General features: G+C 27.4%; 11 protein-coding genes and 1 riboswitch. Of the genes, 10 read left to right on the plus strand and 1 reads right to left on the minus strand.

Annotated elements, in window-relative coordinates; genetic code table 11:
* Positions 1 to 163 precede the first annotated feature (163 nt).
* From ABUA17_RS03570 to smpB, 7 genes are all read left to right on the plus strand, one after another.
* On the plus strand, positions 164 to 1,183 hold the full coding sequence (locus ABUA17_RS03570) for a glycoside hydrolase family 130 protein (RefSeq protein WP_042395691.1): 1,020 nt from the start codon (positions 164 to 166) through the stop codon (positions 1,181 to 1,183).
* 419 nt (positions 1,184 to 1,602) lie between these two features.
* On the plus strand, positions 1,603 to 2,685 hold the full coding sequence (locus ABUA17_RS03575) for an MGDG synthase family glycosyltransferase (protein ID WP_055291806.1): 1,083 nt from the start codon (positions 1,603 to 1,605) through the stop codon (positions 2,683 to 2,685).
* A gap of 2 nt (positions 2,686 to 2,687) precedes the next feature.
* Complete coding sequence (locus ABUA17_RS03580) at positions 2,688 to 3,371, plus strand: polysaccharide deacetylase family protein (RefSeq protein WP_042395697.1); 684 nt, start codon at positions 2,688 to 2,690, stop codon at positions 3,369 to 3,371.
* Entirely contained in the window at positions 3,364 to 4,440 is a 1,077-nt protein-coding gene (locus tag ABUA17_RS03585) for a lysylphosphatidylglycerol synthase transmembrane domain-containing protein (RefSeq protein WP_042395698.1), read from the plus strand. Before ABUA17_RS03580 ends, ABUA17_RS03585 begins: the two co-directional genes overlap by 8 nt.
* 109 nt (positions 4,441 to 4,549) lie before the next feature.
* The gene (gene secG / locus ABUA17_RS03590; RefSeq protein ID WP_042395700.1) at positions 4,550 to 4,780 is read left to right on the plus strand and encodes a preprotein translocase subunit SecG; all 231 of its coding nucleotides are present in this window, start codon (positions 4,550 to 4,552) and stop codon (positions 4,778 to 4,780) included.
* Between the two features lie 229 nt (positions 4,781 to 5,009).
* Positions 5,010 to 7,265 (plus strand): ribonuclease R, encoded by a 2,256-nt coding sequence (gene rnr, locus ABUA17_RS03595; protein WP_055276777.1) that lies wholly within the window; start codon positions 5,010 to 5,012, stop codon positions 7,263 to 7,265.
* Between the two features lie 106 nt (positions 7,266 to 7,371).
* Positions 7,372 to 7,842, plus strand: coding sequence for an SsrA-binding protein SmpB (gene smpB, locus ABUA17_RS03600; RefSeq protein ID WP_042395960.1), 471 nt, complete (start codon positions 7,372 to 7,374; stop codon positions 7,840 to 7,842).
* Between the two features lie 29 nt (positions 7,843 to 7,871).
* On the opposite strand, the gene ABUA17_RS03605 is transcribed toward smpB, so the two are convergent.
* Positions 7,872 to 8,783 carry an amidase domain-containing protein gene (locus tag ABUA17_RS03605; protein WP_042395705.1) on the minus strand — a complete coding sequence of 304 codons (912 nt, stop codon included), beginning with the start codon at positions 8,781 to 8,783 and terminating at the stop codon, positions 7,872 to 7,874.
* A 388-nt stretch (positions 8,784 to 9,171) separates the two neighbouring features.
* Here ABUA17_RS03605 and ABUA17_RS03610 point away from each other — a divergent pair, with 388 nt between their 5' ends.
* From ABUA17_RS03610 to ABUA17_RS03620, 3 genes are all read left to right on the plus strand, one after another.
* Positions 9,172 to 10,170 (plus strand): LacI family DNA-binding transcriptional regulator, encoded by a 999-nt coding sequence (locus tag ABUA17_RS03610; RefSeq protein ID WP_195958882.1) that lies wholly within the window; start codon positions 9,172 to 9,174, stop codon positions 10,168 to 10,170.
* Between the two features lie 339 nt (positions 10,171 to 10,509).
* A complete protein-coding gene (locus ABUA17_RS03615; protein ID WP_195958883.1) occupies positions 10,510 to 11,889 on the plus strand; it encodes a sucrose-specific PTS transporter subunit IIBC in 1,380 nt (459 codons plus the stop codon).
* A 145-nt stretch (positions 11,890 to 12,034) separates the two neighbouring features.
* Entirely contained in the window at positions 12,035 to 12,691 is a 657-nt protein-coding gene (locus ABUA17_RS03620; protein ID WP_349817911.1) for a MarR family winged helix-turn-helix transcriptional regulator, read from the plus strand.
* Between the two features lie 206 nt (positions 12,692 to 12,897).
* Positions 12,898 to 12,982, plus strand: a riboswitch (cyclic di-GMP riboswitch).
* Positions 12,983 to 13,166 lie beyond the last annotated feature (184 nt).

Here is a 13,166-nt window from a genome sequence, read left to right on the forward strand (position 1 = left end):
AATGTATAGAAATTAAATTTAATACATAGTAAATTAAGTATGTAATTGTTAACAAGGTTTTTGAAGAAATATTTTTTGTTAAGTAAATTATTAAACTCAGATACTTTGTATTAAGAAAAATAGTAAATAACTTTATATTTTTAGATATAAGATGGAGGGTATTATGGAAAAAGTTAAGATTTACGGTGATGCAGTAAAAAACATGCCATGGCAAGAAAAACCAGAAGGATTTGATGGAGTTGTTTGGAGACATGATAATAATCCTATAATTGATTGGAATCCAACAAAGAAGAGTGCAAGAATATTTAATAGTGCAGTACTTCCATATGAAGATGGATTTATAGGTGTATTCAGAGCAGATCATAAAAATGGTAGACCACAATTACATTTAGGAAGAAGTACAGATGCTTTAAATTGGGATATAGAAGATGAAGAAATTCATTGGGTAGATGAACAAGGAAATGATTATCAACCAAGTTATGCTTATGACCCAAGATTAGTTAAGATAGAAGATACTTATTATATTGTTTGGTGTTGTGACTTTGGTGGAGCAGCATTAGGATTAGGAATGACAAAAGATTTCAAGACATTTGTAAGACTTGAAAATCCATTTATTCCATTTAACAGAAATGGTGTTTTATTCCCAAGAAAGGTTAATGATAAATTCTTATTATTAAGCAGACCAAGTGATAGTGGACATACTCCATTTGGAGATATATTCTTAAGTGAAAGTCCAGATTTAGTTCACTGGGGAAGACACAGAAGAGTTATGACAAAAGGTGGCCAAGGTTGGTGGCAAGGAACTAAAATAGGTAGTGGTGCTACACCAATTGAAACATCTGAAGGATGGTTAATGTTCTATCATGGTGTTTCTGGAACTTGTAATGGATTTGTATACAGCATGGGTGCTGCTATATTAGATAAAGAAAATCCTTCAAAAGTTCTATATAGAACAAGAGATTACCTACTAACTCCTGAAAAAGAATATGAAACAACAGGATTCGTTCCAAATGTAGCATTCCCATGTGCAACACTTCAAGATCCTGAAACAGGAAGAATAGCAATTTACTACGGAGCAGCAGATACTTATGTTGCAGTAGCATATGCTCAAGTTGATGAGTTAGTTAAATATATAAAAGAAAATTCAGAATTAGTTGACGGTGATGATGTAGAATATAAGTAAGGTTCTAAATCTTCGATTTAGTTAATCGAACTTGCTTGAAGCTCCAAATTTTAATTTGGCTAGTTGAAAGTACACTTTAGTGTACTCAGCGACTGAAGGGAGTCGAGTTTCCTTTAATTAAGCTTAAACGATACATTTTTATAAATTTTCCTCAAGAAGGTCTGTGCACTTAGGTGTACGGCCTTTTTTCATTTCTTACGAAAATGTAATTATAATGCAATATTAATCGATGTTGCAAGCTTTCATATTTTTATAAAATTAATATTGTAAGAAAAGTTAAAATAAACTGTTTTTAAAATGTTAATAAAATTTTAATAAATAAGTAGATTTACGTAAGCAAATATTAAGATTTAGGTTTGTAAATTCTTAATATTTAAATTTTATAATGTGAATATAGTAAGAAGGTTGGGGGATAAGGTATGAATATATTAATTTTAACAGGAAAATTTGGAATGGGGCATTATTCAGCGGCGGAGGCGATAAAGCAAGAAATAGAAGAAAATTATAAAGATATCAATGTAAATATAAAAATAATTGATATTATAGATTATTCATTTCCAGCCATAAGTAGTTATGTTTATAAAAGTTTTGATACTTTAGTTAGTAAATGGGCTAACCTTTATAATTTTATAAATACTAATAATGAAGAGCGGAATATAAAGACATTTAATTATTTATTTATTAAAAAATTGGATAAATTATTTGATAAATATAATCCAGAAGTTGTTATTTCAACTTTGCCAATAAGCTCTCAATATATTTCAAAATATAAATCAATAAAAAAATCTAATGTACCATTACTAACATTTATTACTGATATATCAAGTCATAGTGAGTGGATTCATAAAAATACAAATTATTATTTTGTTGGAGATGAAAAAATAAAAGGTAGTTTAGTTAATAAAGGTATTAGTGAAGAAAAAATAATTATAACTGGAATTCCAGTGAGAAAACAATTTAGAGAAATTGATATGGATTTAAACAAAAATAATAAGAAAAAAGAAGTTCTTATTATGGGCGGAGGATTAGGATTAATATCAGTAAATGATGAATTGTTTGAAGTACTTAATAATGTAAAAGATATAAAAACAACAATTATAACAGGAAATAATAAAAGTATGTATGAATACCTTAGAGACAAATATAAAAATATTAAGGTTATAGGATATACGGAAGAAGTAAGCAAATATATGAAAAATTCAGATTTAATAATTTCAAAATCAGGGGGAATAACTTTATTTGAAGCAATTTATAGTGAAGTTCCAATGTATGTTATAAATCCATTTTTAGTTCAAGAAATTAAGAACTCAAAGTTTATAGAAAAAGAAAAAATAGGAAAAGTAATTAGAGACAAGGATTTTGATATAGTTTCAGATATTTTAAATCTTATTAATGATGATGATGAAATTACGAAGATGAAAAATAATATGAAAAATATAAAAAGCAGAATTAATCAAAATGAAATTATAAATGTTTTAGATAAATTTATGAAGGGGGCATAATCATGGGAATTATAGTTGTAATACTATTTTTAATATTATCATATAGTGTTATTCCAACTTTTTATTTTAAGATTAAGGGCACACCGATAATTAAAAATATTAATGAAGAAAAATATTTAGCATTAACCTTTGATGATGGACCAGATGAAAATTATACAAAACAATTATTAGATTTACTTAAAAAATATGATATAAAAGCTACATTTTTTTGTGTAGCAAGCTTTGCAGAGAAAAATAGTGAAATAATTAATCGTATGAAAGAAGAAGGACATACTATTGGATTACATTCCTTTGAGCATAAAAATGCCTTAATAAAGGGACCTTTATATACTAATAAGGATTTTAAGGAAAGTTCAAAGATAATGAAAGAATTAGATATAGATATTAAATCTTTTAGACCACCATGGGGGCATTTGAATTTAATGACATTATTTAATATAAGAAAATATGATTTTAAATTAGTTCTTTGGGATGTGATTATTGGCGATTGGAAATCAGATATAACTGCTGATGAAATTTCAAGACGATTATTGAAAGAGTCAAAAAATAAAAATGTTATTTGCCTTCATGATGGAAGAGGTAGCAATGGGGCTCCAGCAAGAACAATAGTAGCATTAGATAAAACAATACCAATATGGTTAGAAGAAGGGTTTAAGTTTTTAAATGTAGGAGAACTTTATGAATAGTATGAGTTTAAAAAAGATTTTAAAAAGCAGTTTGCTTTTTATTGCACTTATAGGCGTTACTTTTTTTGTAGTTTTTAAAGATAATAGTTTAAATAATATAGTTGAAACATTAAAGTCTGTAAATTTAACATATATATATGTAGGAATTTTATTTATGTTTCTTTTTATATGTTGCGAAGCTATTAATATAAGACGTATGTTAAGATTACTTTCATATGATATAAGTATTGTTAATGGATTAAAATATGCATTTGTAGGTTTTTTCTTTAGTTCAATAACTCCATCTGCTTCGGGTGGACAACCAATGCAAATTTATTATATGAAGAAAGATAATGTTGATATTTCACATTCATCACTTGTATTGTTAGTAGAGTTGGCTAGTTTCCAATTTGTTACTATAGTTATTGCATTACTAGCGTTCATAGGAAATTATAAATTTATTATAACTTTAAATCCAGCAATTAAGGTTTTAATCTGGGTAGGAATTATATCTAACACTATAGTATTTCTATTTATAGTTTTAGCTATATTTTCAAAAAAGTTTATATCAAAGACGATAGAATTAATTTTTAAGTTAGTAAGTAGGGTTAAATTTATAAATTTAAATAAGTTAATTAAGAACATTGATGAGGAAATTAATCAATATCAAGAAGGAGCTAAATTTATTAAGGAAAATAAGATGGTTATTGTAAAAGTAATTTTAACAACATTTGCACAAATATGTTTCAATTACAGTATTACCTTCTTTGTATATAAAGCTTTTAACTTATCAACATATTCATTTTTGACTGTTTTTTCTTTGCAATCTATATTGTTTATATCAGTATCAGCAATACCTCTTCCAGGTTCTGTTGGGAGTAGCGAAAGTAGTTTTTTAACACTATTTAAGACACTTTTTCCAGTAAGTACGTTAAGCTCAGCTATGTTATTAAGCAGAGGAATTAGTTTTTATTTATTTGTAATAATTAGTGGTATCGTAGTATTATTCATAGGGATATTTAAGAAGAATTTAAAAGAAAAGTATATGAATAATATGACTTTAAACGATAAAATAGCAATAAGTAAGTAAATATGTTTAATAATGGGGCTATTTGTAAATAATCTTGATATATAGTATATATTATGTTATGATGAAGTATATGAATATGCACGAAAAGTACAATATGGGAGGTGTAACCGTGAAAACTTTTTTATTTGTTTTAGAAGCGGTTTTAGGATTAATAGTTGTTATTTCAATATTAATGCAAAAAAGTAAAGCTGATGCTTTAAGCGGGTTAATTCAAGGTAGCAAAAGTGAAACGTTCTTCACTAAGAATAAATCAAAGACAAAAGAAGCAATGCTAGTTAAAGTAACAATAGTTTCAATGCTTTTATTTGCAATAAATACGATAGCATTAAATTTAGTTTAAGATATTTAGGGAGTGTATCGATAAGTAATTTGATACACTCCTTTTATTAATGTAAAAAGTAAGTTGTAAATTTGCTTTTAATATGTTTAAAGATAAAATTATTGAATAAAATTATAGTATAAGATATTTAATTCGCTGTATTGAATAAAAAAACAAACATGTGGTAGTATAATAAATAGTGTGTATAAGAAAAAAATGGAGATATTATAAGTTAGACGGAGGAAATTAAATGGGAATAAAAGAAACCCTACTTAGCTTCATGAGAGAAGAAGCATATAGACCGATGGATATTCAAGAATTGGTTACAGTTTTTGATATTAATCCAGATGAATATAAAGCTTTTAAGAGAGCTTTAAAAGTAATGGAATTAGAAGGTTCAATTGTTAGAACTAAAAAAGATAAATTTGCAGTGCCTGAAAGACTAGGATTAATAAAAGGAAAACTTCAAGCACATAAAAAAGGATTTGGATTCTTAATACCAGAAGAAGAAGGCGAAAGAGATGTCTTTATACCAAGTTCATTTATTAATGGTGCAATGAATAATGATAGAGTTCTTGTACAAATTACTAGAGATGATATCAACGGTAAGAAAAGAGAAGGGGAAGTTATAGAAATACTTGAAAGGGCAAATACTAAAATAATTGGTGTTTATGAAGATAATAGAAATTTTGGATTTGTTGTTCCAGAGGATACTAGATTAAATCAAGATATTTTTATTTCTAAAAAAGACAAAAATGGTGCAACGCATGGTGATGTAGTTATTGTTGAAGTAACTAGATGGCCAGATAAAAGAAGAAGTCCAGAAGGAATAGTTAAGGAAGTTCTAGGTAAAAAAGGTGAAAAAGGATTAGATATTTTAACTATAATTAAAAAGCATGGGCTTCCAGAAGAATTCCCTCCTAAGGTACTAGCATATGCTGAAGGTATATCTGAGGAAATAGAGGAAAAAGAAATTAAGAGAAGAAAAGATATAAGAAATCTTAGAATGGTTACAATAGATGGAGAAGATGCTAAGGATTTAGATGATGCTGTATCTATTGAAAAATTAGATAATGGTAAGTATAAATTAGGGGTTCATATAGCAGATGTAACTCATTATGTTAGAGAAAAGAATCCACTAGATAAAGAGGCTTTAAAAAGAGGTACTTCTGTTTATTTAATAGATAGAGTTATTCCTATGCTACCTAAAAAGCTTTCAAATGGAATATGTTCTCTTAACCCTAAAGTCGATAGATTGGCATTAAGTTGCTTTATGACTATTGATAGTAAAGGGAAGGTTTGTGAGCACGAAATAGCAGAAACAGTTATAAGAACTTCAGAAAGAATGACTTATACTGATGTAACTAAGATATTAAGAGATCATGATGAAGAGCTTATTAAGAAGTATGATTATTTAGTTGATGATTTTAAAACAATGGAAGAGCTTTGTTTAATTCTTAGAGAAAAAAGAATGAAAAGAGGCGCTATAGACTTTGACTTTGAAGAATCTAAGATAATATTAAATGAAAATGGTAAACCAATTGATATAAAGCCATATGAAAGAGAAATTGCTAATAGAATAATTGAAGAGTTTATGCTTGTTTGTAATGAAACTATTGCAGAGCACATGTTCTGGACTAATTTACCTTTTGTATATAGAGTTCACGAAAATCCAGATGAAGAAAAATTAGATAAATTTAGAGATTTTATATATAACTTAGGTTATACAATGAAAGTTACTCAAGATATTCATCCAAGAATTCTTCAAGAGGTATTAGAAAAGGTAAAAGGTAAGAAAGAAGAAACTGTAGTAAGTACTCTTTTATTAAGAAGTATGATGAAAGCAAAATATACGCCAGAATGTTCAAGCCACTTTGGATTAGCAGCAACTTATTACTGCCACTTTACTTCACCAATAAGAAGATATCCAGATTTACAAATTCATAGAATAATTAAGGAATATTTAAATGGTAAGATTGATGAAAAGAGAGCTACTAAACTAGCACCAATAGTAGATATAGCAGCTAAACAATCATCTGAAATGGAAAGATTAGCTGAAGAGGCAGAAAGAGAAGTTGATGATTTAAAGAAAGCTGAATATATGATGGATAGAATAGGAGAAGAATTCGAAGGAATTATTTCTTCAGTTACATCATTCGGAATATTTGTTGAACTTCCTAATACAGTAGAAGGTCTTGTTCATATTACTGACTTAGATGATGATTATTATGTTTATGATGAGCAGCATTTAATGTTATTAGGTCAAAGAAATAAAAAAGTTTATAGACTTGGAGATTCTGTAAAAGTTAAATGTTCTAGAGTTGATATAGATAATAGAGAAGTTTTCTTTGATATTTTAGATAGCGAACAAAATCTTGAAGAAATTGTACCAAGTGAAGAAACAGCATCAATAATAGCTGAAGTAAAAAAAGAATTTGGAACAAAACCTGAAGAAATAGAAAATACAGAAACTACAACTGAACCAGAAGAGGAATTTAACGAATAATATTTATTTTTTTCGTAATTACATGAGGTAACTAGATATATTGTGATTATTGGTAGTTCTTGATATAATTAAGAAAAAACGTGTAAGTAAAAAGTGGGTGAGAAGATTGGCAAGAGTTAAGAATAGTAATTCTTTAGCTGAAAATAGAAAAGCTCGTCATGATTATTTTGTTGAAGAAACAATTGAAGCAGGAATTGAGTTAGTAGGAACAGAAGTTAAATCTATTAGAGGTGGAAAGTGTAACTTAAAAGATTGTTATGCAGATGTAAGAAATGGTGAAGTATTTATCTTAAATATGCATATTAGTCCTTATGAGCAAGGTAATATATTTAATGTTGATCCTTTAAGAGCAAGAAAGCTTTTACTTCATAAAGAACAAATAGGAAGATTAGCAGGATTAGTTTCACGAGATGGTTATACATTAGTTCCGTTATCTTTATACCTTAAAAATGGTAGAGTTAAAGTAGCTCTTGGGATTTGTAAAGGTAAGAAAAATTACGATAAGAGAGATTCAATGTTAGAAAAAGCAGCTAAGAGAGATATTGAACGTCAAATGAAAGCAAGTAATAGATATTAATAAAAGGTTAGGCAGTGCCTAACCTTTTATTAATATGATAATTTTATATTTTTCTCTTTCCAACCTAAATCAAATGGCATATTGGTTATATTAAATAAATTACTATCTATTAAAGGATATCCATTTGAATCGTATCCAGATATTATAGCTTTGTGATCAGTAAATAGTGATTTATCAAATCTTATGACATCATCTTTATTAAAACTACTAGAAACATTATAATCAGGATTTATTCTTTTAGTATAAGGTAAAGAAGTTTCGGTTAGTGTGAAATCATAATCATTTAAATCATCATTGAAAATATCACTATAATAATCTTTATCAATAATAAAGTTTTCTTCACCATCTTCATTATTATAAGAATAAATAGTCATTATGTGAGGGATAGTAAAGGAAAATTTATTTGAAGTTACTTGTTTATTATGAAGATAATTAAAATTATAGTATTCATCTAAGTTGACTATTATTTTATTATCATTTCTATTTATTTTATTAATAATAACAGATGAACTAATAGAAGTAAAAATTATAGATCTTTCTATTGACCAATCTCTCAAGTAAGCTATTCTCTTAAATTCATATTCTAATGAATATTTCCCATTGGCTTCTGAAGTTCCATAATAATTGTATAATCTTGATACATTACCGTTTAAAAAGCTATTATTACGTTCATTAAAAGCTGATGAAATAAACTTAGTTAGAGCTTCTTCATCAGGGGTAGTAGTTTTAGTATAAAGGTTATTTCTTGATTCAATGCTATCAATATCAGCGCTAGCAGCAACACTACTTAAAATGTTGTTTTGTGAAATATAGTTACTAGGAGGAATCTTACCTATGCAAAAGAAGAAGTAAGCAAACAATCCAATTACTAATAAGTAATATCCTATCATTAAAATATTATTTCTAACTTTGACTTTATTGTTTTTATCTATGGGAAGCATAAAATCACTCCTTTAAGTAAAAATACATAAGCTTAATTATTATAAACAATTACCAAATATACATATATAATTAAGGTAATATAAGTACATTTAGCAAAAAGATCTATTTATAGTATTATCAATTTATAAAAGAATTATTTACCAAACAAAAAAGAACAATTATTTTAATATATAAGAATAATTTTGAAAATATTCCTATAATAAATATATATCTAAATATTAAGTTTACTTAGGTAAAGTTATATAGGTAATTTAGTAAAGTAAAGCAGAAGTAGTTTTATTTATAATTATTACTGAAGAATATTAAGAATAATGTGATAAAATTCTTAAAGAATGTTAAAATGTAATAGATAATTTATAAATATTCATTATATAGGGAGGATAGCTAATGGCGTTAAACATAATTGATATTGCAAAATTAGCAGGTGTTTCAAAATCTACAGTATCTAGATATTTAAATAATGGATATGTAAGCGTTGAATCTAGAGAAAAAATAAAAAAAGTACTTGAAGAAACAGGATTTACACCTCAAAGACAAGCAAAAGGTATGAGAACTAAAAAGACGAACTTAATAGGGGTAATAGTTCCTAAAATAAGCAGTGAAACTCCGGCAAGAGTAGTTGAAGGTATTACAGAGGTTTTGTCTCCTAATGGATATGATATTTTGATAGCAAATACAAATTTATCTATAGAAAAAGAATTAGAATACCTTAATATATTTAAATCAAATCAAGTTGATGGAATAATATTTATGGCAACGAAGGTAACAGATAAGCATATAGAAGTTATAAGAGATTTAGAGGTTCCAATAGTTGTTGTTGCACAAGATATTGAAAAATTTCCATCTGTATATTTTGATGAATTTCAAGCAACAGAAGATATAACTAATTATTTGATTGCAAAAGGTCATAAAAAAATTGGATATATTGGAGTTTATGAAGAGGATAAAGCTGTTGGGCTTTATAGAAAGCAAGCTTATATAGAGACATTAAAAAATAATAATATTGAGATAAATTATGAAAACATTAAGAGTGGTGATTTTGATGAGAAGAGTGGATATATATTAACTAGAGAGATGATGGAGAGGGAAGATGTTCCAACAGCCATTGTTGCTGTAACTGATAATTTAGCTTTAGGTGCAATAGAGTATCTAATAGACAACGATTATAAGGTTCCGGATGATGTAGCAGTGGTAGGAATGGGAGATTCTAAAATTTCTAGAGTTATAAGACCGAGACTTACAACTGTACATTATCATTATAAAACGGCTGGAAGAAAATCAGCAGAGATAATTTTAGAAGAGCTTGATAGTAAGATAGAAAAAAATAATTCTGTAGTAAAAAAAGTAAAATTGAAATGTTTACTTGTCGAAAGAAATAGTGTATAATAAAAATATGAAAAGGTTTTACAAAGGGATTATATGGGAATATTCCCCTGTAAAACTACTTTTAATTAATAATAAGGTAAAAAGTTCTAGTATAAAATTATAAATAAACTATGGACTTATACAAAATAAAATTATATAATCATATTAAATTTTGAATTAATAATAAATTTAATCACAATGCACAAGATGATATGAAAACGAGAAATATTTATTTATGGAAAGAGTGGGAACATTACCACATTTTTTTTATGAGTGTCGTGGGAACATTACCATAAAATGAATAAGGCCTTTATGGCAAGGTAAATATAAGAACATAAAAATATTTAAGAGGATTAAAAAATGGGATCTAACAAGTATTATGATGCTGCTCAAGATATATTAAAATATATCGGTGGCTCAGAAAATATTGCAAGTGCAGCACACTGTGCGACAAGATTAAGAATGGTATTAAAAGATCAAAGTTTAGCTAACAAAGAAGAGTTAGAGAAGTTAGATATCGTAAAAGGTGCATTTATTAATGGTGGACAATTTCAAGTTATTATAGGACAAGGTACTGTTAATAAAGTTTATGCTGAATTAATTAAAATTTGTGGGATAACTGAAATGAGTACTCAAGATGTTAAACATTCAGGAGCAGAAAAATTAAATCCACTTCAAAAATTAGCTAAATTATTATCAGATATATTTGTACCAATAATTCCAGCAATCGTTGCTTCAGGATTATTAATGGGAATTATGGGATTATGCTCTAAGTTTGGTATTTCTGCTGAGGGAACTTGGTGGTGGACACTACTTGATATGTTTAGTAGTGCAGCATTTAACTTCTTACCAATATTAGTTGCTATCAGTGCAGCAAAAGTATTTAAATGTAATACTTACTTAGCAGCAACTGTTGCTGGTATAATGATTCACCCAGCATTAATGAATGCTTGGGAACAACAATCAGGTGCTGTAGCTCAAACAATGTCTGTATTTGGAATTATTGATATGCCTCTAAAGGGGTATCAAGGAACTGTATTACCAATATTATTTGTAATATTCCTAATGTCTATAATAGAAAGAAATGTTAGAAAAATTGTTCCTAATATGTTAGACATATTATTAACTCCATTAATAACAGTAATACTAAGTGGATTCTTAGCTTTAGTAGTTGTTGGACCATTTGCTAACTGGATTGGTGATGGAATAAGTATATTCTTACAATATGCATTAAATAATTTTGGTATATTTGCAGGTATAATCTTTGGTGGATTATATTCAGCTATAGTTATTTCAGGTATACATCATAGCTTCCATGCTATTGAGTTAGGACTTATTGCTTCAACAGGATTTAATACATTACTTCCAATATGGGCAGTTGCTAACTTTGCACAAGGTGGAGCAGCTTTAGCAGTATACTTCAAAACTAAGAATAAGAAGATGAAAGCTATATCATTACCAGCAGCAATAAGTTGTACAATGGGTATAACAGAAGCAGCTATATTTGGAGTAAACTTAAGATATAGAAAACCATTTATTGGTGCGGCTATTGGTGGAGCAGCAGCAGGTGCTTATGTAGTATTTACACATGTTAAGATGACAGCTGTTGGTGTTACAGCTTTACCAGCTATAGCAATTACTACAGCAGATACAATGGTTAACTACTGTATTGGTTTAGTTATTGCGGGTGCAGTTGCATTTATAGCTACTTGGATAATGGGAATTAAGGAAGAAGCTTAATAAATTAATATAAATAGAGAAAGAAGAAAATGTAAAATGCATTTTCTTCTTTTTTGCTTTTAAATTAATTAGGTACCTTGATAAAAATATATAGAGGATGTATAATGAAAATAACAAGGTACCTAACTAAAAGGAGTGAATATATATGAATAAAGAAATTAAATATGAAAAATGTCAAATATGTGGTAAAGGTTGTGACGTAAATGAACTAAAATGCTGTAGGGGAAAGAAGTTCATAAGATTATTAAATAATGGAGAAATAACAGAAGAAAAGGTAAAGGAATTAAAAGAGCAGTCTAAAAAGCGTGAAGAATTTAAAAAATTACCTCAAGAAGAGAGACTTATGCTAATGATAGGGAAATGTGGCACTATTTTAAATAATAAACATTGTGGTCACCATGGAAGAGGACGTATATTAAGAGTGCTTTTGGAAAAGGGCACAATGACACAAAGTGAATTACAAAATATTATTGATATTCGTTCAGGATCTTTAAGCGAAATTTTAAGCAAGATAGAGGAAAAAGAATTAATAATAAGAGAAAAAGATGAGAATGACAAGAGAAAAGTAAATATATCAATAACTGAAAAGGGTAAAGAAAGTATTTTACTAAAGGAAGAAGAACTTAAAAATAGGTCAAAGGAATTATTCAATGCGATAAATGAAGAAGAACAACAGCAATTAGAAGTAATATTATCAAAGTTGCTAAAATCGTGGAGAGGAAACATTGCACATGGAGAACATATGAAAAGTCATGGCAGATGTAAACATAAAAAACACATGAAAGAAAAAGAAATAGAATAATTTAAAAAATAATTAATATTAGTTAAGTATGCATAGTATAAATGGAATATAAGTCGAATAAAAGGAAAATAAATATTTATTAATGAAAATTGTGTTGAAAAATATGAAAGTTAATACTTTTTAATAGATTGCTAATGAGAATGGGATATAATTTATATAGTAATTATTTTACTGTAAATAATATTAAGGATTATCAATATTATTGAAAATTTAATAGGCAAACTTAAAGAAATTTAAGGACGCAAAGCTATAGGGACTAAGGTTTAATTACTATGTCAGCCAGTTGCCAAAGAGTACATTAGACTTTTTGTTTTTAAGTAAATAAAGTTTTTATATTTCATTGAAGTGCTTTACTTTCAAGTAAATGCACCCTTACAGCATTTTCGATAAATATTAATCTTTATTAAGACTTATTTTTAGCTACTCTTTAGAGAGTAGCTTTTTTTAATGTACTTCTCTTGGGAAATAATATTTC

This window comes from Clostridium sp. RTP31139st1_H3_RTP31139_211217, from assembly GCF_040227035.1.
GTDB classification, from domain to species: domain Bacteria; phylum Bacillota; class Clostridia; order Clostridiales; family Clostridiaceae; genus Clostridium; species Clostridium saudiense.